Origin of the sequence: Pseudomonas sp. NFX15, assembly GCF_049132105.1 — a bacterium.
Taxonomy (GTDB): domain Bacteria; phylum Pseudomonadota; class Gammaproteobacteria; order Pseudomonadales; family Pseudomonadaceae; genus Aquipseudomonas.
The window spans coordinates 73,490-98,987 of record NZ_JAFMPV010000014.1 but is presented as its reverse complement, the minus strand read 5'-3'; the positions used below and the strand labels follow the sequence as shown (position 1 = coordinate 98,987).

The window sequence follows — 25,498 nt, the reverse complement described above, 5'->3', positions numbered from 1 at the left end:
TCCTGTAGTCCGGTTTATGCATTTATTTTTTTTATGATGGTGGGGATTATGAAGTCTATAATTTCTTGTTTTTGAATAGGGAAGTCTGGCGTGTTGTGGTCCAGAACAAATGTTCCAGAGTAGTTTGGTTTCTCGAAGTCTATAGCGAAAATTTCTTCCAGGATAAAAGCGGTTTCATTAATCCTCTCGGGGAATAATTTTTTGGCTTTTTCGATAAAAGAGAAGAAGTGATTGATTTCATCTTTTTTTGTTTTTCTGATCCAGTTCGAAAGCTGTGGAGATTCGAATTTATCGTACTTCACTATGCTGCGGTGATAAACGTGTGTGGTAATAATTTCGTCGTAGGCCAGCATGATGAGAAGTTTAAATGTGTCATCAGTTATTGGGTTGATTGCACTGAAGTCTGGGTTTCTAACTTCAGCCTCCAGAGTAACTTGGTCAAGGGGGATGCCTGTGAATGATGAATAGATCAGAGCAAAACCATAAGCATGGTCAATTTCGTCCCTGAGCCAAGGGTTTAGTACTCCCACTAGTGACGGAAAGTAAGTCGGGTATTTGGTCTTTAAATGCCAATAAAGTCGCCGTGCATCGTACTCAGTAATTATTGAGTCGAATAATATTTCCTTCCATTCAGTGCGCTCGATATTGCTTAATTTTGTATCAGGGAATCGGAAGTTAGCCAGCACCACGGCAGCATCCGGGGTCGAACGTGGGGTGATTCTGGGTTCTGTTGTTCTTGTTGTGATCATGGTGGTTGACTTCCATTGGTTTATCAGTTTTTTTGGAGAACCCTAAAATTATGAAATTGTAGAGTATCGCTACAGTTTGGGCGCCAGTCAGTTTCTTGGATAATTATTGGCTGCCAGTACGGCTCTACGAAGTCGTAGATGTATTCCCAGTCTAGACTTTCGGATTCTAGAACCCCGGATTCTGAATTTTGCTCGGCCCACTTCATGCCGGCAATGATGCTTGATGTGACCTGTAGGCTCGTCGCATTGTTGTGTTTTGCCATTTTTCTTGCCTTGCCTATTGAAAGATTAGAACCGAGCCAAAGTGATTTGTGTTTTTTGCTGATCAGGAAAATGCCGAGTTCGTCGATGCCGGAAACTATATCGTCTTTCATTACTTCCTTTGATTCGATCTGATCTTCACTCCCGCTGCAAAGTAAATGCATTGAATCTACCGCTTGGTCGCAAGGATGATATGCGTAGTATACGGTTGGTCGATATTTGGGTGCTGATGGGGTATCTGAAGTTAAGTATTCGGAGATTGATAGCGATTCATTATGTGTTAGTAGATATGCGTTAAATTCTAAATAATTGGGAGACCAGCTTTTTACGATGACATTTCGGCCTTGTTCAATCAGTTCGAGTGAGTATCCGTTATTCTTGGCGTTCAGTGGAGCGTCTACTTCGTGAGATCCCCAGCCCAGTTCCGCCGGTTGCAAGCACTCTGTAATCAGTCCGTCCACAGACCACGTGCAGATAAAGCTTTTTGGTGCGCGCTTTTTGGAGGAAATTTGTGTGTCTCGTTCTGATATTTGTATGACCTGTAATTCTAGGCGCTCTGATAGTTTGGCCCACTCAGGTTGTGTTGTTGGTTGCTCATGTATTCCATTTCTGAGTGCCATTTCAAGTATTGCTTTTTTTAGCAGTATAGATATAAAGCCAGGATTTGCTCCGTGCCCAACAATTGCTGTTGTTGTGCTGCTCTGGGTTTGCGCATATTGCTTCAGGTTTTCCCTTAGAGAGTAATTGCTTTTTAAGTTTTTGCTTTGGTTTGCGTAGTCCCAAGGCTCTATGCATGTGTCCAAATACAGTGTGTTGAATCGCTGGGTTAGACCTATCAGAGCTAAGCTGGAAACAGAAACCGCCAGATTTAAGAGGAAGCTGCTGTCACTTAATAGCGGTGACAAAACACTGTGGAAGTTATTTTTGGTTATCAGCTTTTCATTTAATGTTGCGGAATACTCACTCGCGATATTTTTTCGAGTTGCGTCGACTTCTTTGTCGAAAATGATGATTTCTGAATCGTAATTTTCTGAAAGTAGCGGTAGCAAAGCCTGGGCTATACTTCCAAAGCCTACGATTATTATTCTGTCGATTTTTTTCATGGTAGTCCTTTAGTTAGTGGGCTTAAATTGACTTGTCCATGTTTTGCGTTAGTGCTGTAGCTTGCTCAGGTTTCTGAGGGTTAAGGTTTTCGGTGGTGTAAGTGATTTTTAGTAATTTTTTGTGTTGCATAGTTATAGGGAAGGCAGATGCATTGCGCAATTGCCAATTAAGTAGGACTGGTCCGGTATTTTTGAAGTTGTTTTCCTACAGATCGGTCGAGGTCTTAATCTTGTTGTTGATTAGTACTCTGAGAGATGTTTAAGACATCATTCTCAAGAGCGAGTTGGTTTTAGCCATGGCAGTTGCGCGAGCCATACAATCGCGCTGCGGTGCTATCGTGCAAACCGGTTGGTCGCAGGTCCAACAGGCCATCAGAGCCAAACCGTCGGCGGACTACTCGGTCGTGAATGCCGGTGTGCATGGAAAGCCCCGCAACCAAGCCCTTGAACTGGCGTCACCAGGCATCTGCATCAACTCCGTGACCCCGGCCATGGTTGTCCAAGGCACCATCCTGGAGTCGAATCGGTCAAGGACGTTGCTGACCTTTAACCTTTTCCATCAACTGCGGCGTAACGGTCAGCCGGCTAAGTAGCTCAGACCATTGCGTTTCTGGTATCGAATCGGCCTTCGGGGATCACCAGTACTGTGCTGGCAGTCGACAGCGGCGTCACTGAAAGACGTGAGCTGGGTGATGGTAGCGTCCATGGTTAGTGCGAGGCCGAAGTAACAGAAACCATTCGCCGGTAAACCCGCCATGCGGGCTGCCGGGGCCGCTTGATTACGGTATACTCGCCGGCTTTCAAAAGTTCGCCAACGAGTGCTGCCCGTCATGGAAATCAACCCGATCCTGAACACCATCAAGGACCTGTCCGAGCGCTCCGAAACTATTCGGGGGTATCTTTGACTACGATCAAAAGCATGAGCGTCTGACCGAAGTCAATCGCGAGCTTGAAGATCCGAGTGTCTGGAACAAACCTGAATACGCCCAGGAGCTGGGCCGTGAGCGCGCTGCGCTGGCGCAGATCGTCGATACCCTCGACGAACTGAACACCGGTCTGGCCGATTGCCGCGACCTGCTGGACATGGCCGTCGAAGAAAACGACGAAGGCGCAGTGGGCGATGTCGTCGCCGAGCTGGCCCGTCTCGAGGAAAGCCTGGCCAAGCTGGAATTCCGCCGCATGTTCAGCCATGAAATGGACCCGAACAACGCGTACCTGGACATCCAGGCCGGTTCCGGCGGCACCGAAGCCCAGGACTGGGCCAACATCCTGCTGCGCATGTACCTGCGCTGGGCCGACAAACGCGGTTTCGACGCGACCATCATGGAACTGTCCGCCGGTGAAGTCGCCGGGATCAAGGGCGCGACCGTGCACATCAAGGGCGAATACGCCTTTGGCTGGTTGCGCACCGAGATCGGCGTGCACCGCCTGGTGCGCAAGAGCCCTTTCGACTCCGGCAACCGTCGCCACACCTCGTTCTCGGCGGTGTTCGTCTCGCCAGAGATCGATGACAAGGTGGAAATCGAAATCAACCCGGCAGACCTACGGATCGACACCTATCGTTCCTCCGGTGCCGGTGGTCAGCACGTAAACACCACCGACTCGGCCGTACGTATCACCCACGTACCGACCAACACCGTGGTCAGCTGCCAGAACGAACGTTCCCAGCACGCCAACAAGGACACCGCCATGAAAATGTTGCGGGCCAAGTTGTACGAGCAGGAAATGCAGAAACGCAACGCGGCGTCCCAGGCGCTGGAAGACACCAAGTCCGATATCGGCTGGGGTCATCAGATCCGCTCTTATGTACTCGATGCCTCGCGCATCAAGGATCTGCGCACTAACATCGAACGCAGTGACTGCGACAAGGTGCTCGATGGCGACATCGACGAATACCTGGAAGCGAGCCTTAAATCGGGCCTGTAAGACACTGACAACCCGCGATCCCCTGTAGGAGCCGGCTTGCCGGCGATCCCCGGCCGCAGGCCGGGGACAACGAACCAGATGGAATATTTAAAGACATGAGCGACCAAGAACTCGACCCGCAAGCCCTGCAACAGGAAGAAAACTCCCTGATCGCCCTGCGCAAGGAAAAGCTTGCTGCCGAGCGCGCCAAGGGCAATGCCTTTCCGAACGACTTCCGCCGCGACAACTACTGCGATGTTTTGCAGAAACAGTACGCGGACAAGACCAAGGAAGAGCTGGCAGAGGCTGCAATCCCGGTCAAGGTTGCCGGTCGCATCATGCTCAACCGTGGCTCGTTCATGGTGATCCAGGACATGACCGGTCGCATCCAGGTCTACGTCAACCGCAAGACCCTGTCTGAAGAAACCCTGGCCGCGGTGAAAACCTGGGACATGGGCGACATCATTGCCGCCGAAGGCACCCTGGCCCGTTCCGGCAAGGGCGACCTGTACGTCGAAATGACCAACGTGCGCCTGCTGACCAAGTCCTTGCGCCCGCTGCCGGACAAACACCACGGCCTGACCGACACCGAACAGCGCTATCGCCAGCGCTACGTTGACCTGATCGTCAACGAAGACGTGCGCCAGACTTTCCGCGTACGTTCGCAAGTCATCGCCCACATCCGCAGCTTCCTGATGAAGCGTGACTTCCTGGAAGTGGAAACGCCGATGCTGCAGACCATCCCGGGCGGCGCGGCAGCCAAGCCGTTCGAGACTCACCACAACGCCTTGGACATGGGCATGTTCCTGCGTATCGCGCCGGAGCTGTACCTCAAGCGCCTGGTGGTGGGTGGCTTCGAGAAAGTGTTCGAGATCAACCGCAACTTCCGTAACGAAGGCGTCTCGACTCGTCATAACCCAGAATTCACCATGTTGGAGTTCTACCAGGCCTACGCCGACTACGAAGACAACATGGACCTGACCGAAGAGCTGTTCCGCGAACTGGCTCAGCTGGTGCTGGGGACTACCGACGTGCCGTACGGCGACAAGGTGTTCCACTTCGGCGAGCCATTCGTGCGTCTGTCGGTGTTCGACTCGATCCTCAGGTACAACCCTGAGCTGACCGCTGACGACTTGAACGACATCGACAAGGCTCGCGCCATCGCCAAGAAAGCCGGCGCCAAGGTGCTGGGCTTCGAAGGCCTGGGCAAGTTGCAGGTGATGATTTTCGAAGAGCTGGTCGAGCACAAGCTGGAACAGCCGCACTTCATTACCCAGTACCCGTTCGAAGTGTCGCCGCTGGCCCGTCGCAACGATGACAACCCAAACGTCACGGACCGTTTCGAGCTGTTCATCGGTGGTCGTGAAATCGCCAATGCCTACTCCGAGTTGAACGATGCGGAAGACCAGGCCGAGCGTTTCATGGCGCAAGTGGCCGACAAGGACGCCGGCGACGACGAAGCCATGCACTACGACGCCGACTTCGTGCGTGCGCTGGAGTACGGCATGCCGCCAACGGCGGGTGAAGGCATCGGTATCGACCGTCTGGTGATGCTGCTGACCAACTCCCCGTCGATCCGCGACGTGATCCTGTTCCCGCACATGCGGCCGCAAGGTTAAGTGTTTCAAATAAAAAGCCGCCTTCGAGGCGGCTTTTTATTGCCTGTCTGGTACAAACGTATCAACTTGTAACTTTCATCTGAGAGGAAATACCTGTCGTGATTCGTGCAATGGCTCAAGAAGGTGCAGCGGGTGTCGCCACTGCGGTCGCTGAAAGCGTTCAGTACCAGGGTCGCAAGGCCAGCCGACAGGGCAGTGAACAGCGTCGACAGGACATTCTCGATGCCGCGATGCGCATCGTCGTGCGCGATGGCGTGCGCGCCGTACGGCACCGGGCAGTGGCCGCCGAGGCGCAAGTGCCGTTGTCGGCGACCACTTACTATTTCAAGGATATCGATGACCTGCTCACCGATACCTTCGCCCAATACGTGGAACGCAGTGCGGCCTACATGGGCAAACTGTGGGTGAACAACGAAGGCCTGCTGCGCGAGATGATCGCCAGCGGTGATGGCAGCCCGCAGGCGCGCTCGAAACTGGCCGATGATATTGCGCGGCTGATGACCGATTACGTTCACCGGCAACTGGTCAATCGCCGTGAGCACTTGATGGCCGAGCAGGCGTTCCGCCAGGAAGCCTTGCTCAATCCACGCTTGGCGCAGCTGGTGCGCTCGCACCAGCAGATCCTGTTGCAGGGCTCTTGCCAGCTGTTCCAGGTGCTGGGTTCACGCGAGCCGCATCAGGATGCCAAGGTGTTGACGGCGATTATCGGCCGGATGGAATATCAGGGGCTGCTCAACGATGCCGAACCTGCGGCCGAAGAGGAAATGCTCGGCATCCTGACGCGCTATATGCATTTGGTGCTGGCGTCGGTGTAGTTTTTGCCGACGCATACCTTGTAGGAGTGAGCCTGCTCGCGATGGCGGTCTGACAGTCAATTACTCACTTGTCTGACATACCGTCATCGCGAGCAGGCTCGCTCCTACAGGTCAGCAATGTGTGTTCAAAGGGAGTGTTGAATGAAAGCCTGGCGTGTCGTTGTGATCGCCTTGTCGTTCCTGCTGCTCAGTGGCTGCCTGGTGACCTTCAAGGAACCGCTGCCAGAAAGCGAACCCGCGCCCAAGGGATTGCTCGGGAAATGGACCAGCACCAATGCCTGGGGTGAGCCGCTCAACCTTGAGTTGACCCGTATCGGCGACAACCGCTATCAGGCCGTCAGCTATTACCGCGCCCGATCCAAAGAGCGCGAAGCCTATCCGTTTACCCTGTCGCACCATGGCAGCCGCTGGTACCTGTCGGCGAAAGTGCCGGCGCAATTCGGCGGGCATTTCACCATTGGCGGGTTTGAACTGACCGACAAGCATGAGTTGGTGGTCTACAACCTCGACCTCGACCAGATCAACCAGGCCATCAAGCAAAAAGCCCTGAACGGTGAAAGCTTCCAGACCAACGACGGCGAAGGCGTATTGATCGACAACAACATGGATCAAGTCGCTGCCTACCTCGACGACCCGGCCAATTCCGATGTGTTCGTCGAAGCCGTGCGCTACCAACGCCAGGCCAAAGCCAAATAACCCAACACGTTTTCTACAGGAGTTTCGCGTGGACGATTATCAACAGTCGATACGCATTTTGTCCGACCGCATCGTGCTGGCGCAGACACCGATTCGCGTGCTTGATGCGGTCAAATGGGATGACAACATCCGCAAGGGCTTCCTCAAGGCCAAGGGTAAGGAACTGCCGGCGGTGGACCGCGACTATTACCTCAACCGGCCATTGGCGTTCGATTCCAGCAAAGTGAAGCTGGAGTTCCAGAACATCGAGCGTGACATCACTCGCCAGCTCGGCCAGTTCAACCCGGTCGGCCAGATCATGCGCCGCATGTGCAAGGAATACCGCATGGTGGTGCGCATGCTCGAAGCGCGCGGCACCGAGGATTTCGGCCTGATTTCCCAGGAGTTGTACGGCGCCGCGTCCGACGCGTTCCATGCCGGCGACCCGACGTTGTCCGACCTGGGCATGATGTTGTCGGAATACCTGAACAACATCGACGGCCGTGGTGACCTGAAAGATGAACCGAAAACGCTGACCGCCAAGGATGCGGTCGAGATGCTCCAGCATCGCTTGAACAAGGTGTTTGGCGAAGCCGAGGAAACCATCCGGGTGTTCGAGTCCGACGGGATCGTCGCCGACGCGGCGGCCGGTGCCGACTACATCAAGATCCGCTCCGACGCGATGTTCAACCAGCGTGATGTGCGCGCCCTGGAAGTTCACGAAGGGCTGGTGCACGTCGGCACCACGCTCAACGGCCTGAACCAGCCGATCTGCACCTTCCTCGCCAAGGGCCCGCCCTCGTCGACCGTGACCCAGGAAGGCCTGGCGATCCTGATGGAAATCATCACCTTCGCCTCGTACCCGAGCCGCCTGCGCAAACTCACCAACCGCACCCGCGCCATTCACATGGTCGAGGAGGGCGCGGACTTCCTGCAGGTGTTCGAGTTCTTCCGCGAGCAAGGTTTCGAAATGCCCGAGAGCTACAGCAACGCCAGTCGCGTTTTCCGCGGCTCGGTGCCGACAGGTCTGCCATTTACCAAAGACTTGTCCTACCTCAAGGGCTTCATCATGATTTACAACTACATTCAACTGGCCGTGCGCAAGGGCAAGCTGGAGCAGATACCGCTGTTGTTCTGCGGCAAGACCACGCTGGAAGACATGCGCACCTTGCGTCAGTTGGTGGATGAAGGTTTGGTGGTGCCGCCCAAATACCTGCCGGAACAGTTCCGCGACATGAACGCGTTGTCGGCGTGGATGTGCTTCTCCAACTTCCTCAACCACCTGAGCCTGGACCGGATCGAGGCGGATTACTCCAACATCCTGTAAGCCAGGTGGATCCCCGGTAGGAGCTGGCTTGCCAGCGAAGGCGTAGCGTCAGGCAACGCTGTGGTGAGAGTTAGACCGCATTCGCTGGCAAGCCAGCTCCTACAAGGGAATGCATTTCCATGCCATTTTTTGCGAGGTTTCAACGGATGAGAATCCTCGGCATCGTCTGCCTTCTCCTGGCCTTGAACGGTTGCAGCTCGCTGCTGTTTTACCCTGAACCCGGCCAGATGTTCACCCCGGATAAGGCCGGGCTCGAATACCGCACCGTCACCCTGACCACCGCCGATGGCCTCAAGTTGAACGCCTGGTGGTTGCCGGCCAAGCAAGGTGTCGAGGTCAAGGGCACGGTGTTGCACTTGCACGGCAACGGCGGAAACCTGCCGATGCACCTCGGCGGCAGCTACTGGTTGCCGAAAGAGGGTTACCAAGTGTTGCTGGTCGATTACCGCGGTTATGGCCTGTCCGAAGGTGAACCGAGCCTGCCGGCGATCTACCAGGACATCGATGCCGCCTTCGCCTGGCTGGACCAGGCGCCGGAGGCCAAGGGCAAGCCGCTGGTCCTGCTAGGCCAAAGCCTCGGTGGCTCGATGGCCGTGCATTACCTGGGGTTGCACCCGGATCGGCAGAAACAACTCAAGGCATTTGTGCTCGACGGCGTCCCCGCCAGTTACCGCAGCGTGGGCCAGTTTGCCCTGAGTCAATCGTGGATGACCTGGCCGTTGCAGGTGCCGTTATCGTGGCTGGTGCCCGATGGCGACAGCGCGATCAACGCCATCGCGCAAATCAAATATGTACCCAAACTGCTCTATCACAGCATCGACGACCCGATCGTGCCTCTTTCCAACGGCATCCGCTTGTATCAAGCTGCGCCGCCGCCGCGGGTGCTGCAACTGACCCGCGGTGGTCATGTGCAGACGTTCGCCGACCCGGTCTGGCGCAAGGTCATGCTGCGTTATCTCGATGATCCGCAGCATTTCAACGGCCTGCGCCGCCTGGGTGAAATCCCCAACTACCCTGCACCCCCGAATTCAGAAGATGAACCACCAGAGAGTCCGCAATGAGTGAAGAACGTAACGCCATCCCGCTGATCATCACCGGTATCTGCAGCATCCTCGGCACCGTCGGTGCCCTGTGGTGGTACGGCTACCTGCACTTCGCCAAGCCTGAGGATGCGTTGCTGCTCAACGAATTCACCATGCTCAAGACCGTGCCGGGTGAAGACTACAAAGTCTCCCTGGAACCGGCCGCGCAAGTGGCGCAGTGCATCGATGGCGTGCTGGTGCTGTTCGACACCGAACAGAAAGGCCTGACCGGCGTATTGGTCGACAGCAAGAAAAAAGCCGTGCGCTGCATGGGCCAGGACACGCCGCAGAAGCTGGAGCCGTAACCTTTCGGTCTTACAAAACCAATGTAGGAGCGAGCCTGCTCGCGAAAGCGGTCTGACAGGCAGTTGCTCAGTTGCCTGACACACCGTCATCGCGAGCGGGCTCGCTCCTACAGGGTTCGCTGCAATGGCGACTTATTGTGAATTAACACTCACAGCCGAACGCGGAATCACCGGCTGATTGTCATTGGAAATGGTCACTTCCACCCGGCGGTTCATCGCCCGGCCCGACGTGCTGGCGTTATCCGCCACCGGGTACTCCTTGCCGTAACCCTGCGCCACGATCCGCGCCGGATCGACCCCCATCTTCACCAGCGCTGCTCGTACCGAATCCGCACGACGTTCCGACAGCGACTGATTATGCGTTGTGGTGCCGGTGCTGTCGGTATAACCCTCGACAATCACTTTGCGGTCAGGGTTTTCCTGAAGGTAATGCGCCAACTTGTTGATGTTCACCAGGCCGGTGGATTTCAGCTCGGCCTTGTCGGTGGCGAACAGTACATCGCCAAAGGTCACCAGCGTGCCGCGATCAGTCTGCTTGGCGTTGAGGCTGTTTTGCAGCTGTTTGATCTGCTGGTCACGGGCATCCAGCCGCGCCTGGGCCCGTTGCGCCGAGGCGTTTTTCAGGTTGGCTTCAGCGGTGCGCAGGGCGATGGTTTGCTTGGCCACTTCGATGCGCTGGTTGGTCAGGTAGGCGAGTTGGTCAACCTTGGCCGCGTCCTGTTTGTCCCGGTAGGCCTGGTCGGTCTTGTCCAGGTAGTCGCTGGCCTCCTTGGTTTCCAGGGCCGCGACCTTGCTGGCCTGCGGGTTGGCTTGCAGGCCGGCGTAGTTGGTGCGGGCCTGTTCCAGGTTGGCATTGGGCGGTGTCGAGCAGGCGGCCAACGCAACGCTGGCTGCCAGCAGGGCAGGGATCATCAGATGTGTGCGTTTCATGATTTAGTCCTTTGAGTTCAGTCGAATAGAAAAATGCGAGGTGCCGCGCCGTTACTGAACGGTGCGTTGGCTTTCCTGACGCAGTTCCTGAACGCCTTGCTGCGAATCCTTCAGGGTCTGTTCGGCCTTCATCGCCTGAGCCTTGCGTTCGGCCACGCGAGCGTCCCACTCGGCTTGTTCGGCGAGCAGCCGTGCCTGGTCGTACTGTTTGTCGTGCATGGCGATTTCGGCTTGTTTGAATTTGTCTTGGGCGGTCTTCATTTCCACGGCGGCGAACTCAGTGCCGCCCGCGCTGACGGCGTCATTGACGGCCGATTGGGTCACGGCGTATTGCTCGGTGGGTGCTTTACCCGCGCAGCCAGCCAACATCAGGCTGCTGCCGAGAACCAGCGCTGCCAGCTTGAGGCCGCGAAAATGGGTCAGCGAGGGTGTGCCAGTTTCGATGTTCATGGTCTTCAACTCCATTGGGCCTGCTCCTGAAAAAAACGTCGAAATCCATCCTGGGCAAGGAGCCTTAACTGTCATTTGCGAGGTGTTTCGAGACGCTCGTCCCAGGCATGGTTACTGGGGTTGACCGAGGTCTTTTTTTGAAAGTTCAGAGAAATTAGCGGGCTATCGAAAAAACCGGTTCGAAGGGGCAGGGCTCTAAGACGGGGATTTACGCCTCGCAAGGCGCGATGCCGGACCTTTTGCAGGCCCGGAGCACCCTGGTTTTTAAAGTGAAAAAAGGTCCCTGTAGGAGCGAGCCTGCTCCCACAGGGTGCACCGCAAACTCAGTGCTTGCGTTTGTCGTCAGGCACGGACAAATCGTGCAAATGCCGACGTGACAGCGCCAGAAAGCGCGGCGTCGGCCCAACGTCCTCGTACAGCGGATCGCCTTCCTCGTCGGTGGCGACCACGGTCGAACCCTTGACGTACGGGAAGCTCCTTTCGAGTTCTTCCAGCGCAGCGCCGATCAGGTCGCCGAGCAGTTCTTCGGGATGCCGCTTGGGGTACATCTCGACAATGGCGGCCAGCCGCGCGGCAGACTCCACGTCCAGATGAATCGAGTAGCCGGTGTCGGTCAGGCGACCCTTGGCGTTTTCTTCCCAGTGATGGGCAAGCTCGCGGATTTTCATAAAGACCTCATGGCTCGCCTGCTCGTGGCAGGCAGGGTGAGTGTCCGGCCAGGTGCCGGCAGCAGCCGTTGTACGGCTTACGTTCAGACTAGCTTTAACGCTCAAGGTTTAAAGTCCCTTCGTCGTCTGGCTTGTAAGAACCGGTCTGGGGCGGCACTCTCTAGGTTCTTAGCCGCCCGGATTTTTTGCTGGAGACCTGCTGATGACCGATATTGATGCACGCCTGCGCGAGGACGTTCACCTGTTGGGCGAGCTATTGGGCAACACCATTCGTGAGCAATATGGCGACGGTTTTCTCGACAAGATCGAGCAGATCCGCAAGGGTGCCAAGGCCGACCGCCGCGGCTCGATGGACGCTGAGCTCAGTGCCAGCCTCAACCAGCTCAGCGAAGACGAATTGCTCCCGGTGGCGCGAGCGTTCAACCAGTTTCTCAACCTGGCCAACATCGCCGAGCAGTACCAGTTGATTCACCGTCGCGAAGAGTCCCAGCAGGCACCGTTTGAAAATCGGGTGTTGCCGGAGTTGCTCGCGCGCTTGCGTGCCGAAGGTCATGGCGCCGAAGCCCTGGCCCGGCAACTGGGACGACTGGAAATTGAACTGGTCCTGACCGCGCACCCGACCGAAGTTGCACGCCGCACGCTGATCCAGAAGTACGACGCCATTGCCGCACAACTGGCGGCCCTGGATCACCGCGACCTGACCAGCGCCGAGCGCGAGCGCATCACGATCACCTTGCAGCGCCTGATCGCCGAGGCCTGGCACACCGAAGAAATCCGCCGCACGCGCCCGACACCGGTGGACGAGGCCAAATGGGGTTTTGCGGTGATCGAGCATTCGCTGTGGCAAGCGATTCCCAATTATCTGCGCAAGGCCGACCAGGCCCTGCACGCCGCCACCGACCTGCGCTTGCCACTGGAAGCGGCGCCGATTCGTTTCGCCTCGTGGATGGGCGGCGACCGTGACGGCAACCCCAACGTGACCGCCGCGGTCACCCGCGAGGTGCTGTTGTTGGCGCGCTGGATGGCGGCCGACCTGTACCTGCGCGATGTCGATCATTTAGCGGCCGAGCTGTCGATGCAGCAGGCCAGCGATGAGTTGAAAGCCAAGGCCGGCGACAGCGCCGAACCTTACCGGGCGGTGCTCAAGCAACTGCGTGAGCGCCTGCGGGCCACGCGCAATTGGGCCCACGCCGCACTGTCGACGCCGACGCCGGCTCCCGCCGATGTCCTGCAAGACAATCGTGAACTGCTCGACCCGCTGGAGTTGTGCTACCACTCGCTACACGACTGCGGCATGGGCGTGATCGCCGACGGGCCATTGCTCGACTGCCTGCGTCGGGCGGTGACGTTCGGCCTGTTCCTGGTGCGTCTGGATGTGCGCCAGGACTCGTCGCGGCACACGGCGGCAATGACCGAAATCACCGACTACCTGGGCCTCGGTCGTTACGAGGACTGGAGCGAAGAGGAACGCATCGCCTTCCTGATGCGCGAACAGAACAACCGGCGGCCCTTGCTGCCGGCCTACTTCAAGCCTTCTGCCGACACCGCCGAAGTGCTGGCAACCTGTCGGGAAATCGCGGCCGCGCCGGCAGCGTCCCTCGGCTCGTATGTGATTTCCATGGCCGGTGCTGCCTCGGATGTGCTGGCGGTACAACTGCTGCTCAAGGAATCCGGCGTACTGCGGCCGATGCACGTGGTGCCGCTGTTCGAAACCCTGGCCGACCTCGACAACGCCGGCCCTGTGATCGAGAAGTTACTGCTGTTGCCGGGTTATCGCGCGCGCCTGCAAGGGTCGCAAGAAGTGATGATCGGTTACTCCGACTCGGCCAAGGACGCCGGCACCACGGCGGCGGCCTGGGCGCAGTACCGAGCGCAGGAGCGGTTGGTGGACATCTGCCGCGAACAACAAGTGGAACTGCTGTTGTTCCACGGTCGTGGCGGCACTGTTGGGCGAGGCGGCGGCCCTGCCCACGCGGCGATCCTGTCGCAGCCACCGGGTTCGGTGGCGGGGCATTTCCGCACCACCGAACAAGGCGAAATGATTCGATTCAAATTCGGTCTGCCGGACATCGCCGAGCAAAACCTCAATCTGTACCTGGCGGCAGTGCTTGAAGCGACCGTGCTGCCGCCACCGCCTCCTACGCCCGAGTGGCGCCACTTGATGGATGAATTGGCGGCGGACGGCGTCAGCGCTTACCGCGCCGTGGTGCGGGAAAATCCGCAGTTCGTGGAGTATTTCCGCGAGTCGACGCCGGAGCAGGAACTGGGGCGTTTGCCCTTGGGCAGTCGTCCAGCCAAGCGCCGGGCCGGAGGGATTGAAAGCCTGCGGGCGATTCCATGGATCTTTGGTTGGACCCAGACGCGCCTGATGTTGCCGGCCTGGCTGGGCTGGGAAGCGGCGCTGAGCAAGGCGCTGGCCCGTGGCGAAGGTGAACTGCTGGGGCAGATGCGTGAGCAGTGGCCGTTCTTTCGCACCCGCATCGACATGCTGGAAATGGTCCTGGCCAAGGCCGATGCCGATATTGCGCAGTCCTACGATGAACGCCTGGTGGCGCCGAATCTGTTGCCGTTGGGCGCGCACTTACGCGACCTATTGTCGCAGGCATGCACCATTGTCCTGGGCCTGACCGGTCAATCCCAGCTACTGGCACATAGCCCAGCGACCCTTGAATTCATCCGCTTGCGCAACACCTACCTCGACCCGCTTCATCTATTGCAGGCCGAATTGCTGGCGCGCTCGCGCCAACAGGACGTGGCGCAGGGCAGCCCGGTAGAACAGGCCTTGCTGGTGTCTGTGGCCGGGATTGCCGCCGGTTTGCGTAACACCGGCTAGGGTTTTTGCCGTGGGGCCGGCATCCGGAAGGTGCAGTGGATGCCGGCACAAAGCGGCCTTGAAAGTGCTGCCAAGCGACAGTTAATGATGGGGTTGCGACTTGGGAAACTGCGCGCAATGGTCGCAGGAGGCGGCGGTTTCTCCGACTTTTGGCGTCTTGTGTGGGCGCAGCCTGCTGTGTATCTTGATCAGCCTTTGGCCGTTTGGGCGGTCACGACCCTATTTTGAGATTGGCCCCATGAGGCGAATCTGACGTTATCTATATAAAAAAATTGAGGAGCACATCGATGCGCGTCATTCTGCTGGGAGCTCCCGGGGCCGGTAAAGGTACTCAGGCTAAGTTCATCACCGAAAAATTCGGCATTCCGCAAATCTCCACCGGCGACATGCTGCGTGCCGCGGTAAAGGCTGGCACCGAACTGGGCATCAAGGCCAAGAGCATCATGGATGCCGGCGGCCTGGTGTCCGATGACCTGATCATCGCACTGGTCAAGGACCGCATCGCCCAGGCTGACTGCGCCAACGGTTTCCTGTTCGACGGTTTCCCGCGCACCATTCCCCAGGCTGAAGCCCTGGTGACCGCTGGCGTCGAGCTCGATGCCGTGGTTGAAATCGCTGTTGAAGATGAAGAGATCGTCCAGCGTATCGCCGGTCGCCGTGTTCACGAGGCCAGCGGCCGCGTTTACCACATCGTCTACAACCCGCCGAAAATCGCCGGCAAGGACGACATCACCGGCGAAGCGCTGGTGCAGCGCAAGGACGACACCGAAGAAACCGTGCGTCATCGCCTGTCGGTCTACCACTCGCAGACCAAGCCGCTGGTGGATTTCTATCAGAAGCTGTCGACTGCCAATGGCAAGCCAAAGTACAGCCACATCGAAGGTGTTGGTTCGGTAGAAGCGATCACCACCAAGGTGCTGGCCGCGCTGAGCTGAAAAACCTGATTCGCTGCATCATCCACGGCCCGCTTGCGGGCCGTAGTTGTTTATACTGACGCACTTTTTTTGATCTCTCTTACGGACACATCGATGAGCACCTTGCTGGCCCTGGACACCGCGACCGAAGCTTGCTCCGTTGCCTTGCTGCATGACGGCAAGGTCACGAGCCATTACGAGGTGATCCCGCGTCTGCATGCGCAGAAGCTGTTGCCGATGATCCAGCAATTGCTCGCCAATGCCGGCACCACGCTGCAAGCGGTCGATGCCATCGCGTTCGGCCGTGGTCCGGGCGCCTTTACCGGTGTGCGCATTGCCATCGGTGTGGTGCAAGGTTTGGCCTTTGCCCTGGAGCGCCCGGTGTTGCCGGTGTCCAACCTCGCGGTATTGGCACAACGTGCGTACCGCGAACACGGCGCCAGCCAGGTGGCAGCGGCCATCGATGCGCGCATGGACGAGGTGTATTGGGGTTGCTACCGCGAAACGGCCGGTGAGATGCGCCTGGTGGGGGCCGAGGCGGTGTTGCCGCCGGAGTCTGCTGCATTGCCGGCCGATGCCAGCGGCGACTGGTTCGGCGCGGGCACCGGTTGGGGCTATGGCGAGCGCATCGCCGTCAACCTGAGCGGCCAGGACGCGGGCATGTTGCCCCACGCCGAAGACTTGCTGACGCTGGCGCGATTTGCCTGGGCGCGCGGTGAGGCGATCGTGGCCGATGAGGCGCAGCCGGTGTATTTGCGCGATAAAGTGGCGACGCCCAAGGCACGTTGATCCTCAGGCTGAGTGGCTTTTTGTGGCGAGGGGGCCTGCCCCCGTTGCACTGCGCAGCAGTGCCAAAACACCTGAAATCCGATTTACCGGAGAGAACGCATCAGCTGACCTGCGACTGCTACGCAGCCGAACGGGGGCAAGCCCCCTCGCCACAGGTCGCATTCCAGTTGTCGCCAATCGTCAGTTTCTAACCCCAGCTTTTAAACCTTTTGCCTTTTATGTGTTCTAGTTATCACTCGGCGGTTTGCGAAGTGGGTTATGCGCCACTAAACTGCCATCACTGATTCCGAGCATGCACGTATGCGTATAGACGGCGTTTCCTCTCAGTCCTACCCCATCAAGCGCAAACCACGCAAAGGCCGTGTGGTGGAAGACGACGCCATTGATATCGACGGCGAATTGGAATTCCCGACGCAAGAGCAACTGGCCGCCCGTGCCGCCAAAGCCTCTGCGCAAAAACTCAGCAACCTGCCCGCCCGCCAGCAAGACATGCTCTACCATCGCGCCATGAGCAAAAGCGTGGCCACCGCCCTGGCCAGCTACCTCAGTACAGCCGGGTTCGTTGACTGGGACACCGACGTGCTGGGTCTCGACCTGTACATCTGATGTGGCTGCCGTATTACCTCGGTTGCCCGTCCTGGAGCGAAAACGCCTGGCGTGATTACCTGTATCCGCCACACGCCAGGCCCGCCGATTTTCTCGATCTATATTCCCAAGTGTTCAATGCCGTGGAAGGCAATACGACCTTCTACGCGAGCCCGGCTGCCAGCACCGTGCAGCGTTGGGCCGACACCATGCCCGAACACTTTCGCTTCACCGCTAAATTCCCTGGCGAGGTCAGCCATGGCGGTGACCTGCGTGAGCAACTGACGGCCGCTGAGACGTTCACCCAATTACTCAGCCCCCTCGGCGAGCGCGTGTCGCCTCTCTGGTTGCAGCTGTCGAAAAGCTTCACGCCGCAACGCCTGCCCGAACTCGCCGGGTTCATCGATGCCTTGCAGCGGCCGTTGGCCGTGGAAGTGCGGCATGGCGATTTTTTCGCCAAGGGCGACAGCGAGCGAATGCTCAACCGGCTGCTGCTGGATCGCGGCGTCGAACGCATCTGCCTCGATCCCCGTGCGCTGTTCAGTTGTACGTCGACCGAGCCCTCGGTGCTTCACGCCCAATCGAAGAAACCCCGCGTGCCACCGCGTCCGGCGGCGTTCACCCAATTTCCTCAGGTACGTTTTATCGGTCATCCAGTGCTTGAGGCCAACGATACGTTCCTGCAACCGTGGGTCGAAAAAATCGCCCTGTGGATCGAAGAGGGCCGCACGCCCTATATCTTCCTGCACACCGCCGACAACCTGCTGGCAGCGAAACTGGCGCAACGTTTTCACGCCAGGCTGATGCTGCGTTTACCTGGCTTGCCGGCGCTGCCTGAGCTATACAGAGAACCCGCCGCCGAGCAACTTGGCCTGCTCTGAAGCGGATTCTTTCCCCCGTTCAGGAGCCTGCCCAATGGATGCGCAAACCCTTCGAGCCCAGGCGTTCAAAGCCCTGCATGAACGCGACGGCGCTTTTGTGATTCCCAACCCGTGGGATGCCGGCTCGGCGAGAATGCTCGCCAGCCTCGGCTTCGAGGCATTGGCGACCACCAGTGCCGGTTATGCCTTTTCCCAAGGGCGGGCCGATGGTGGATTGGACCTCGACGATACCCTGATGAACGTTCAGGCAATTGTCGCCGCTACTGACCTGCCCGTGGCCGTCGACCTGGAAAATGGCTTTGCCGACAACCCGGTCGATTGTGCGAAAAGCATTTTGCGCGCGGCAGAGGCCGGTGCCGTCGGTGGCTCGATTGAAGACGCCACCGGCCGCGAAGAAAGCCCGATCTACTGCTTCGAACACGCCGTGGCGCGCATCGAGACTTGTGTGGCGGCGGCTCGCAGTTTGCCGTTTCCCTTCACCCTGACTGCGCGTGCGGAAAACTTCCTGCACGGCAATCCCGACCTGGCCGACACTGTCCGCCGCTTGCAGGCGTTCGCCGAGGCTGGCGCCGACGTGCTTTACGCACCGGGCCTGCGCAGCGCCGAGGAGGTCTTGGCGGTGGTGCGTGCCGTGGCGCCGAAACCGGTGAATGTGTTGATGTCGGGCGGGCTGAAGCTGACGGTGGCGCAGTTGAGTGAGATGGGCGTCAAACGCATCAGCGTCGGTTCGGCGCTGGCATTGGCGGCGTATGGCGAGTTCTTGCGCGCGGCTGAGGAAATCCAGACGTCAGGCACGTTCGGCTTCACGTCGCGGTCGATGCCGTACCAGAAGGCCAATCAGTTCTTCAAAGGCTGAGGATCAGGCGGCGATACGCAGGTTTTGCAGGATGATCGGGCGTGCCCAGCCATTGTCGAAATCGAGCTGTTTCTGCTGCTCGACCAGTTCTTCTGGCGAGAACGGCGGGAACGGCTTGTCGAGCAGGTCGAGTTCGAATTCGGCAATCGGCAGGTGCAGTGGACGTGGTTGCGGGGCGGGGCCGGCTTCGTACACCGGTTGGCCGGTGTTGAGCACGATCGGGCGTACCCAGCCGCTTTCGAAATCTTGCTGCTTTTGCTGGGCGACGATTTCGTCTGCCGGGAATGGTGGACGTGGCTTGTCGGCCAGGTCCATGTCAAATTCGGCGATCGGCAGGAACAGCGGCTCGGGCGGGCGGACCTGGGTTTCGGTCACATCGCATTGACGCTGGGACACGATGTGCTCCAGCAGCTCGCTGCCGACGGTTGGCTCCACCGGGCTGTCGAGATCGACCGGCGGGAAATTCAGCGATTCAGGCAGCACATCACCCGACTGATCGGCCAGCGCACGGGCAAAGAAATCTTGCCAGATGTGGCTGACACCGCTCAGTGCCTGGGTGTTTCGCAGGTTGTAATTGCCGTAGGGCGATATAAAACCTGTGATTGTGGGTTGAATGTCTGACATTTCTCTCGGTCGACGCTCAGCTCTGGCAAAATGCTCGATAGTTTTGTTATCGGCCGTTTTTGCCGATCATTAATTTTTTGAGCGTGTTTCCGATGATTGATCAACCTGCGGCCTGCCGAATCCATGTCCAGGCCCTCGACGCGGCGTTCGAACCGCAAGCCGAGCAATGGGCCGAGCGCCTGGGTTTGCCGATGCAAATGGCGGACGGTGAATTTGCCTTGCAGGTGGGTGACCAGGGTTTGCAGCTGCAACAACTGGGGCCGGATGCCCCGGGGCCGGTGCGGGTGGACTTTGTCGAGGGTGGCGCGGCGCATCGCCGGTTGTACGGCGGCGGCAGCGGGCAGATGATCGCCAAGGCCGTGGGTGTCGCGCAGGGCGTGCGTCCCCGCGTACTGGATGCTACGGCGGGGCTGGGCAAGGATGCGTTCGTGCTGGCCAGCCTCGGTTGCGAAATGAGCCTGATCGAGCGCCAGCCATTGATTGGCGCGTTGCTGGAGGATGGCCTGGCGCGAGGTGCGGAAGATTTCGACGTCGCGCCGATCGTGGCCCGCATGCGCTTGCTCAAGGGCAACTCGATCGAGGTCATGCGCAATTGGGAGGGTGAACCGCCGCAGGTGATCTACCTGGACCCGATGTTCCCGCACCGTGAGAAAACCGCGCTGGTGAAGAAGGAAATGCGCCTGTTCCGGCCGCTGGTGGGCGATGACCCGGATGCACCGGCATTGCTCGAAGCCGCCTTGGCCCTGGCCAGCCACCGGGTGGTGGTCAAGCGCCCGCGCAAGGCACCGTGTATCGACGGGCCGAAGCCGAGCCATGCGCTGGATGGCAAGTCCAGTCGGTATGACATCTACCCGAAGAAGGCGCTCAAGCCTTAAGAGCGGGGCGCCTGCTTCGCTGGCAAGCCAGCTCCAACAGGTTATATGTAGCACCTCGGACCTTGTAGGAGCTGGCTTGCCAGCGAAGGCGCCAGATCAGGCACCCTCAATCCATCAGGCTCACTCAGGCCGATAAGCCCGCATAAACAACCCCACCACTTCCCGCACATGGCTCTCCGCCTCTTCACCCACCGGCGGTTCACCGCAGCCATACAGCAAACGAAAATTCCCCGCGCCCTTGAGCAGGCAGAAGAAGTGCTCGGCGGCGTTGTGCGGCTTGTCGATGCGCAGCACGCCGGTTTCGTCGATGCGGCTCAACAGCCGTTCCATGCCATGCAACATGCGCTGCGGCCCGGCTTCGAAGAAGATCTGCGACAGCTTCGGGTCCTGGCTGCCCAGGGTCATCATCAAGCGGTGCAGGTTCACTGATTCATCACTGTTGATCAGATGATGAAAACCGCGGGCGATGTTCAGCAACACGGTTTCCACCTCGACACCCTCCGGCAGCTCGAAGAACAGCGGCGGCAATTGCTCCTCGCACTTGGCCACCACGGCAGCGGAGAACAGCGTCTCCTTGTCATTGAAGTGGCTGTAGACCGTGAGCTTCGACACACCGGCCTCGGACGCGACGGCATCCATGCTGGTGTTGGCATAACCCTTACTCAAAAACAGCCCTTTGGCTGCATCGAGAATGGCCTGGCGCTTGACCAGATCCTTCGGACGGCCTGGGCCATTGGGTGCTGAAAGATTGTTCGACATATTCGTTTTTATTACTGGACTGGTGAGTTTGCTATTAATAACATACTGCTCAGTATAATTATTCAAAGCACCATTGGCGAAAGGTCCTTCACCATGTTCCGTTATGCCTTGCCCCTCGCGTTGCCAGTCACCCTGGCTTTTTTATTGTCCGCGTGTGGTGCCGAGGAGGTGCCGTCGGTCACCGTGCGTCCGGCCATGGTCGTTCAGCCAGAGCCTTCGGCGCAGGCGATGGAGAGCTATCCGGGGGAGGTTCGTGCGCGCTACGAACCGGATCTGGCGTTCCGCATCAGCGGCAAAGTCAGCCGACGACTGGTCGAGGAAGGTCAGCGGGTCAAGGCCGATCAGCCCCTGGCGGAACTCGATCCCCAGGACGTGCGCCTGCAACTGGAGGCTACCCGCGCCCAGGTTGCCGCCGCCGAAGCGAACCTGAACCTGGTGCGTTCCGAGCGTGATCGCTACAAGACCCTGATGGAGCGGCAACTGGTCAGCCGTTCGCAATACGACAACGCCGAAAACCTCTATCGCTCCGGCGAAGCCCGCCTCCAGCAAATCAAAGCCGAATTCAACGTCTCCAATAACCAGGCCAGTTATGCCGTGTTGCGTGCGCCGCAGGACGGTGTCGTGGCCAAGCGCTTGGTGGAAGTCGGGCAAGTGGTCGCCGCCGGGCAGACCGTGTTCACGCTCGCTACCGATGGCGAGCGTGAAGTCTTGATCAGCCTGCCGGAGCAGAATTTCGGTCGCTTCAAGGTCGATGAACCGGTCTCGGTTGAACTCTGGACCCAACCCGATCAGCGCTTTGCCGGGCGGATTCGCGAACTGTCGCCCTCAGCCGATCCGAAATCGCGGACCTTTGCAGCGCGCATCGCCTTCAGTGCCGGCAAGGTTCCCGTCGAACTGGGCCAGAGTGCGCGCGTGTTCGTACAGGCTGCCGACGTCGTGCCCTTGTCGGTTCCACTGTCGGCCCTGACCGCGGAAAACGGCGTGACCTACGTCTGGGTCGTCAGCGCCAACAACACCTTGAAGAAAACCCCGGTGCGCGTCGGTGCCTTTGGCGAGAAGACCGTGCCGGTGCTCGAAGGGCTCAACGCCAGCGACTGGGTGGTGGCTGCCGGCGTCCATGTGCTGATTGAAGGGCAGCAGGTGCGCCCGGTGGATCGCTCCAATCGCGTGGTCAATCTGGCGGACAAGGAGTAAGCCCCGATGCGCTTCAACGTTTCTGAATGGGCGCTGCGTAATCGCCAGATCGTCCTGTTCCTGATGCTATTGCTGGCCATCGTCGGCGCCATTTCCTACACCAAGCTCGGCCAAAGTGAAGACCCGCCGTTCACCTTCAAGGCCATGGTGATTCGCACCAACTGGCCGGGAGCGACCGCCCAGGAAGTCTCGCGCCAGGTCACCGAGCGCATTGAAAAGAAGTTGATGGAAACCGGCGAGTACGAGCGTGTCGTATCGTTCTCCCGCCCCGGCGAATCACAGGTGACCTTCATCGCCCGCGATTCGCTGCACTCCGATGAAATCCCCGACCTCTGGTATCAGGTGCGCAAGAAGGTCGCCGACATTCGCCAGACCCTGCCGCCTGGGATTCAGGGGCCGTTCTTCAATGATGAATTCGGCACTACCTTCGGCAATATCTACGCCCTGACCGGCGAGGGTTTCGACTACGCGGTGCTCAAGGATTACGCCGACCGCATCCAGATCCAGCTGCAACGGGTCAAGGACGTGGGCAAGGTCGAGCTGCTCGGTTTGCAGGACGAAAAAATCTGGATCGAACTCTCCAACGTCAAACTCGCGACACTTGGCTTGCCGCTGGCAGCGGTGCAGCAGGCGCTTGAAGAACAGAACGCTGTGTCCACGGCGGGTTTCTTCGAAACCAGCAGCGAGCGCTTGCAGCTTCGGGTCTCCGGGAATTTTCAGACGGTCGAGGAGATCAGGAACTTCCCGATCCGCGTGGGTGACCGCACGTTCCGTATCTCTGACGTCGCCAACGTACGTCGTGGTTTCAACGATCCGCCGGCGCCGCGCATGCGTTTTATGGGCGAAGACGCTCTCGGCCTGGCGGTGGCGATGAGGGACGGTGGTGACATTCTGGTGTTGGGCAAGGCGCTGGAGGGCGAGTTCGACCGCATCCAGAAAAACCTCCCGGCCGGCATGCAGTTGCGCAAGGTTTCCGATCAGCCGGCAGCGGTGAAAACCGGGGTTGGCGAGTTCGTGCAGGTGCTGGTGGAGGCGCTGGCCATCGTGTTGCTGGTGAGCTTCTTTTCCCTCGGCGTGCGCACCGGCATGGTGGTGGCGCTGGCGATTCCGCTGGTGTTGGCGATGACCTTCGCCACCATGTATTACCTGGGTATCGGCCTGCACAAGATTTCCCTCGGCGCGCTGGTGTTGGCGCTGGGTCTGCTGGTGGACGACGCGATCATCGCCGTGGAAATGATGGCGATCAAAATGGAGCAGGGCTTCGACCGGATCAAAGCGGCCAGCTATGCCTGGACCAGCACCGCGTTCCCGATGCTCACCGGCACGCTGATTACCGCCGCCGGTTTCCTGCCGATTGCCACGGCGCAGTCGAGTACCGGTGAATACACACGATCGATCTTCGAGGTGGTCACCATCGCATTGCTGGCTTCATGGGTGGCCGCCGTGGTGTTTGTGCCGTACCTGGGGGAGAAGCTCCTGCCGGACCTGGCAAAAATCCACGCTGCCAAACACGGCGCCGGTCAACCCGACCCGTACGGCACGCCGTTCTATCAGCGCGTGCGGCGTTTGGTGCAGTGGTGTGTGCACTGGCGCAAAACCGTTATTGCCCTGACCGTGTTGTTGTTCATCGGCTCCATCGTGCTGTTCAAGTTTGTGCCGCAGCAGTTCTTCCCGGCTTCGGGACGAATGGAATTGATGGTCGACCTGAAGCTGGCCGAAGGCGCATCGCTGAGCAACACCGCCGAGGAGGTCAAGCGCTTTGAAGCGCTACTCAAGGACAAGGCCGGGATCGACAATTACGTGGCCTACGTCGGCACCGGTTCACCGCGTTTTTACCTGCCGCTGGATCAGCAATTGCCGGCGGCGAGCTTCGCCCAAATTGTGGTGTTGGCGAAAACCATCGAGGATCGCGAAACCCTGCGCACCTGGTTGATCGCCACCCTGAACGAGCAGTTCCCGGCCCTGCGCTCGCGGGTCACCCGCCTGGAAAACGGCCCGCCCGTGGGCTACCCGGTGCAGTTCCGGGTGACCGGTGAACACATCGAGGAAGTCCGAGCGCTGGCCCGCAAGGTGGCGGCCAAGGTTCGCGAGAATCCGCATGTGGTCAACGTGCACCTGGATTGGGAAGAACCGAGCAAAGTGGTTTACCTGAACATCGATCAGGACCGCGCGCGGGCGCTGGGCGTGAGCACGGCAAACCTGTCGAAGTTCCTGCAAAGCTCTCTGTCCGGTTCTAGCGTGAGCCAATACCGCGAAGACAACGAGTTGATCGAGATCCTGTTGCGCGGCACCTTGCATGAGCGCACTGAGCTGTCGTTGCTGCCGAGCCTGGCGGTGCCGACCGATAACGGTCGCAGCGTCGCGCTGTCGCAGATCGCGACCCTGGAGTACGGCTTCGAAGAGGGCATCATCTGGCACCGTAACCGTCTGCCCAACGTGACGGTTCGCGCCGATATCTATGACAAGCAGCAACCGGCGACGCTGGTTCAGCAAATCCTGCCGACCCTTGATCCGATCCGGGCTGAATTGCCGGATGGTTACCTGCTGGAGGTCGGCGGCACGGTGGAGGACTCTACGCGGGGGCAGAACTCGGTGAAGGCCGGCGTGCCGTTGTTCATTGTGGTGGTGCTGACCTTGTTGATGTTGCAACTGCGCAGTTTTTCGCGCACGGCGATGGTGTTTTTGACGGCACCGTTGGGGCTGATCGGGGTGACACTGTTTTTGTTGGTGTTCCGTCAGCCGTTCGGGTTTGTCGCGATGCTGGGGACGATCGCGTTGTCGGGGATGATCATGCGTAACTCGGTGATTCTGGTGGATCAGATCGAGCAGGACATCCGGGCCGGGTTGAAGCCGTGGCAGGCGATTATCGAGGCGACGGTGCGGCGGTTCCGGCCGATTGTGTTGACGGCGCTGGCGGCTGTTCTGGCGATGATTCCGTTGTCACGCAGTGTGTTCTTTGGGCCGATGGCGGTGGCGATCATGGGGGGGTTGATTGTGGCTACGGCGTTGACACTGCTGTTTTTGCCTGCCCTTTATGCTGCCTGGTTTCGGGTTCGCGAAGAGTCGGTTTGACCTTGGCGGCCTTCGGGCCGACCAGGTTCTTGGGTGGCTGTGTACATATCCATTGCGGCGGTAACGGCGGCTTTTGGTTCCGCTCTTACAGCGGGTCACTTTTGGCAAACGCCCCAAAAGTAACCAAAAGGTCTCGCCCCGAGCGTCCGGCCCCTCGCTGGGGCTCGGCGTTCCTTCGCTCCGGTATTCATCCGGGGGCATTGCCCTCCGGTCGGCTTCGCTTCGAC

General features: G+C 58.9%; 23 protein-coding genes. 16 read left to right on the top strand and 7 right to left on the bottom strand.

What is annotated here, in order from left to right:
• Positions 1 to 14 precede the first annotated feature (14 nt).
• On the bottom strand, positions 15 to 749 hold the full coding sequence (locus tag J1D76_RS16590) for a ferritin-like domain-containing protein (RefSeq protein ID WP_421139313.1): 735 nt from the start codon (positions 747 to 749) through the stop codon (positions 15 to 17).
• A gap of 23 nt (positions 750 to 772) precedes the next feature.
• Entirely contained in the window at positions 773 to 2,113 is a 1,341-nt protein-coding gene (locus tag J1D76_RS16585; protein ID WP_421139312.1) for a saccharopine dehydrogenase C-terminal domain-containing protein, read from the bottom strand.
• 830 nt (positions 2,114 to 2,943) lie between these two features.
• Here J1D76_RS16585 and prfB point away from each other — a divergent pair.
• The 7 genes from prfB (at position 2,944) to J1D76_RS16550 (ending at position 9,841) form a co-directional block, all read left to right on the top strand.
• Positions 2,944 to 4,039, top strand: a protein-coding gene (gene prfB, locus J1D76_RS16580; RefSeq protein ID WP_109790603.1) for a peptide chain release factor 2 whose coding sequence is annotated in 2 segments (ribosomal slippage) — positions 2,944 to 3,015 and positions 3,017 to 4,039 — 1,095 coding nt in all. Because the reading frame shifts where the segments join, the coding sequence is not laid out codon by codon here.
• Between the two features lie 95 nt (positions 4,040 to 4,134).
• Entirely contained in the window at positions 4,135 to 5,637 is a 1,503-nt protein-coding gene (lysS, locus tag J1D76_RS16575) for a lysine--tRNA ligase (RefSeq protein ID WP_421139311.1), read from the top strand.
• A 98-nt stretch (positions 5,638 to 5,735) separates the two neighbouring features.
• Positions 5,736 to 6,452, top strand: a complete 717-nt coding sequence (locus J1D76_RS16570) for a TetR/AcrR family transcriptional regulator (RefSeq protein ID WP_421139310.1) — start codon at positions 5,736 to 5,738, stop codon at positions 6,450 to 6,452.
• 141 nt (positions 6,453 to 6,593) lie between these two features.
• A complete protein-coding gene (locus J1D76_RS16565) occupies positions 6,594 to 7,148 on the top strand; it encodes a hypothetical protein (RefSeq protein ID WP_421139309.1) in 555 nt (184 codons plus the stop codon).
• Between the two features lie 28 nt (positions 7,149 to 7,176).
• On the top strand, positions 7,177 to 8,454 hold the full coding sequence (locus J1D76_RS16560; protein ID WP_421139308.1) for a flavohemoglobin expression-modulating QEGLA motif protein: 1,278 nt from the start codon (positions 7,177 to 7,179) through the stop codon (positions 8,452 to 8,454).
• A 146-nt stretch (positions 8,455 to 8,600) separates the two neighbouring features.
• Positions 8,601 to 9,515: an alpha/beta hydrolase gene (locus J1D76_RS16555; protein ID WP_421139307.1), complete on the top strand. Its 915-nt coding sequence runs from the start codon at positions 8,601 to 8,603 to the stop codon at positions 9,513 to 9,515.
• Entirely contained in the window at positions 9,512 to 9,841 is a 330-nt protein-coding gene (locus J1D76_RS16550; protein WP_421139306.1) for a hypothetical protein, read from the top strand. The genes J1D76_RS16555 and J1D76_RS16550 overlap by 4 nt, the downstream gene beginning before the upstream one ends.
• 132 nt (positions 9,842 to 9,973) lie before the next feature.
• On the opposite strand, the gene J1D76_RS16545 is transcribed toward J1D76_RS16550, so the two are convergent.
• The 3 genes from J1D76_RS16545 to J1D76_RS16535 form a co-directional block, all read right to left on the bottom strand.
• Complete coding sequence (locus J1D76_RS16545; RefSeq protein WP_421139305.1) at positions 9,974 to 10,771, bottom strand: OmpA family protein; 798 nt, start codon at positions 10,769 to 10,771, stop codon at positions 9,974 to 9,976.
• Between the two features lie 51 nt (positions 10,772 to 10,822).
• Entirely contained in the window at positions 10,823 to 11,236 is a 414-nt protein-coding gene (locus J1D76_RS16540) for a DUF4398 domain-containing protein (RefSeq protein WP_421139304.1), read from the bottom strand.
• Between the two features lie 308 nt (positions 11,237 to 11,544).
• Complete coding sequence (locus J1D76_RS16535) at positions 11,545 to 11,889, bottom strand: pilin assembly protein (RefSeq protein ID WP_421139303.1); 345 nt, start codon at positions 11,887 to 11,889, stop codon at positions 11,545 to 11,547.
• A 202-nt stretch (positions 11,890 to 12,091) separates the two neighbouring features.
• Here J1D76_RS16535 and ppc point away from each other — a divergent pair, with 202 nt between their 5' ends.
• The 6 genes from ppc to J1D76_RS16505 all read left to right on the top strand — a co-directional run bounded on the left by ppc (position 12,092) and on the right by J1D76_RS16505 (position 18,747).
• Complete coding sequence (ppc, locus tag J1D76_RS16530; protein WP_421139302.1) at positions 12,092 to 14,722, top strand: phosphoenolpyruvate carboxylase; 2,631 nt, start codon at positions 12,092 to 12,094, stop codon at positions 14,720 to 14,722.
• A 287-nt stretch (positions 14,723 to 15,009) separates the two neighbouring features.
• Entirely contained in the window at positions 15,010 to 15,657 is a 648-nt protein-coding gene (adk, locus tag J1D76_RS16525; RefSeq protein ID WP_421139301.1) for an adenylate kinase, read from the top strand.
• A 93-nt stretch (positions 15,658 to 15,750) separates the two neighbouring features.
• The gene (tsaB, locus tag J1D76_RS16520) at positions 15,751 to 16,425 is read left to right on the top strand and encodes a tRNA (adenosine(37)-N6)-threonylcarbamoyltransferase complex dimerization subunit type 1 TsaB (RefSeq protein ID WP_421139300.1); all 675 of its coding nucleotides are present in this window, start codon (positions 15,751 to 15,753) and stop codon (positions 16,423 to 16,425) included.
• 300 nt (positions 16,426 to 16,725) lie between these two features.
• Positions 16,726 to 17,031: a hypothetical protein gene (locus J1D76_RS16515; RefSeq protein WP_421139299.1), complete on the top strand. Its 306-nt coding sequence runs from the start codon at positions 16,726 to 16,728 to the stop codon at positions 17,029 to 17,031.
• A complete protein-coding gene (locus tag J1D76_RS16510) occupies positions 17,031 to 17,891 on the top strand; it encodes a DUF72 domain-containing protein (protein WP_421139298.1) in 861 nt (286 codons plus the stop codon). The genes J1D76_RS16515 and J1D76_RS16510 overlap by 1 nt, the downstream gene beginning before the upstream one ends.
• Before the next feature lie 34 nt (positions 17,892 to 17,925).
• On the top strand, positions 17,926 to 18,747 hold the full coding sequence (locus J1D76_RS16505) for an isocitrate lyase/PEP mutase family protein (protein ID WP_421139297.1): 822 nt from the start codon (positions 17,926 to 17,928) through the stop codon (positions 18,745 to 18,747).
• Positions 18,748 to 18,750: 3 nt separating this feature from the next.
• Here J1D76_RS16505 and J1D76_RS16500 read toward each other — a convergent pair whose 3' ends face one another.
• Positions 18,751 to 19,371, bottom strand: coding sequence for an energy transducer TonB (locus J1D76_RS16500; RefSeq protein ID WP_421139296.1), 621 nt, complete (start codon positions 19,369 to 19,371; stop codon positions 18,751 to 18,753).
• Between the two features lie 92 nt (positions 19,372 to 19,463).
• Between J1D76_RS16500 and J1D76_RS16495 the strand changes: the two genes are divergently transcribed.
• The gene (locus J1D76_RS16495) at positions 19,464 to 20,246 is read left to right on the top strand and encodes a class I SAM-dependent methyltransferase (RefSeq protein WP_421139295.1); all 783 of its coding nucleotides are present in this window, start codon (positions 19,464 to 19,466) and stop codon (positions 20,244 to 20,246) included.
• Between the two features lie 120 nt (positions 20,247 to 20,366).
• On the opposite strand, the gene J1D76_RS16490 is transcribed toward J1D76_RS16495, so the two are convergent.
• Complete coding sequence (locus J1D76_RS16490) at positions 20,367 to 21,005, bottom strand: TetR/AcrR family transcriptional regulator (protein WP_421139294.1); 639 nt, start codon at positions 21,003 to 21,005, stop codon at positions 20,367 to 20,369.
• Between the two features lie 93 nt (positions 21,006 to 21,098).
• On the opposite strand from J1D76_RS16490, the gene J1D76_RS16485 reads away from it, so the two are divergent.
• On the top strand, positions 21,099 to 22,199 hold the full coding sequence (locus J1D76_RS16485; protein WP_421139293.1) for an efflux RND transporter periplasmic adaptor subunit: 1,101 nt from the start codon (positions 21,099 to 21,101) through the stop codon (positions 22,197 to 22,199).
• A gap of 6 nt (positions 22,200 to 22,205) precedes the next feature.
• Positions 22,206 to 25,271: an efflux RND transporter permease subunit gene (locus tag J1D76_RS16480; RefSeq protein WP_421139292.1), complete on the top strand. Its 3,066-nt coding sequence runs from the start codon at positions 22,206 to 22,208 to the stop codon at positions 25,269 to 25,271.
• Positions 25,272 to 25,498: the final 227 nt, after the last annotated feature.

Excerpts from the sequence above, each read along its gene's own strand:
- J1D76_RS16590 (WP_421139313.1), bottom strand. The coding sequence starts at position 749 with ATGATCACAACAAGAACAACAGAACCCAGAATCACCCCACGTTCGACC.
- J1D76_RS16585 (WP_421139312.1), bottom strand. The coding sequence starts at position 2,113 with ATGAAAAAAATCGACAGAATAATAATCGTAGGCTTTGGAAGTATAGCC.
- lysS (WP_421139311.1), top strand. The coding sequence starts at position 4,135 with ATGAGCGACCAAGAACTCGACCCGCAAGCCCTGCAACAGGAAGAAAAC.
- J1D76_RS16565 (WP_421139309.1), top strand. The coding sequence starts at position 6,594 with ATGAAAGCCTGGCGTGTCGTTGTGATCGCCTTGTCGTTCCTGCTGCTC.
- J1D76_RS16555 (WP_421139307.1), top strand. The coding sequence starts at position 8,601 with ATGAGAATCCTCGGCATCGTCTGCCTTCTCCTGGCCTTGAACGGTTGC.
- J1D76_RS16550 (WP_421139306.1), top strand. The coding sequence starts at position 9,512 with ATGAGTGAAGAACGTAACGCCATCCCGCTGATCATCACCGGTATCTGC.
- J1D76_RS16545 (WP_421139305.1), bottom strand. The coding sequence starts at position 10,771 with ATGAAACGCACACATCTGATGATCCCTGCCCTGCTGGCAGCCAGCGTT.
- J1D76_RS16540 (WP_421139304.1), bottom strand. The coding sequence starts at position 11,236 with ATGGAGTTGAAGACCATGAACATCGAAACTGGCACACCCTCGCTGACC.
- J1D76_RS16535 (WP_421139303.1), bottom strand. The coding sequence starts at position 11,889 with ATGAAAATCCGCGAGCTTGCCCATCACTGGGAAGAAAACGCCAAGGGT.
- ppc (WP_421139302.1), top strand. The coding sequence starts at position 12,092 with ATGACCGATATTGATGCACGCCTGCGCGAGGACGTTCACCTGTTGGGC.
- adk (WP_421139301.1), top strand. The coding sequence starts at position 15,010 with ATGCGCGTCATTCTGCTGGGAGCTCCCGGGGCCGGTAAAGGTACTCAG.
- tsaB (WP_421139300.1), top strand. The coding sequence starts at position 15,751 with ATGAGCACCTTGCTGGCCCTGGACACCGCGACCGAAGCTTGCTCCGTT.
- J1D76_RS16515 (WP_421139299.1), top strand. The coding sequence starts at position 16,726 with ATGCGTATAGACGGCGTTTCCTCTCAGTCCTACCCCATCAAGCGCAAA.
- J1D76_RS16510 (WP_421139298.1), top strand. The coding sequence starts at position 17,031 with ATGTGGCTGCCGTATTACCTCGGTTGCCCGTCCTGGAGCGAAAACGCC.
- J1D76_RS16505 (WP_421139297.1), top strand. The coding sequence starts at position 17,926 with ATGGATGCGCAAACCCTTCGAGCCCAGGCGTTCAAAGCCCTGCATGAA.
- J1D76_RS16500 (WP_421139296.1), bottom strand. The coding sequence starts at position 19,371 with ATGTCAGACATTCAACCCACAATCACAGGTTTTATATCGCCCTACGGC.
- J1D76_RS16495 (WP_421139295.1), top strand. The coding sequence starts at position 19,464 with ATGATTGATCAACCTGCGGCCTGCCGAATCCATGTCCAGGCCCTCGAC.
- J1D76_RS16490 (WP_421139294.1), bottom strand. The coding sequence starts at position 21,005 with ATGTCGAACAATCTTTCAGCACCCAATGGCCCAGGCCGTCCGAAGGAT.
- J1D76_RS16485 (WP_421139293.1), top strand. The coding sequence starts at position 21,099 with ATGTTCCGTTATGCCTTGCCCCTCGCGTTGCCAGTCACCCTGGCTTTT.
- J1D76_RS16480 (WP_421139292.1), top strand. The coding sequence starts at position 22,206 with ATGCGCTTCAACGTTTCTGAATGGGCGCTGCGTAATCGCCAGATCGTC.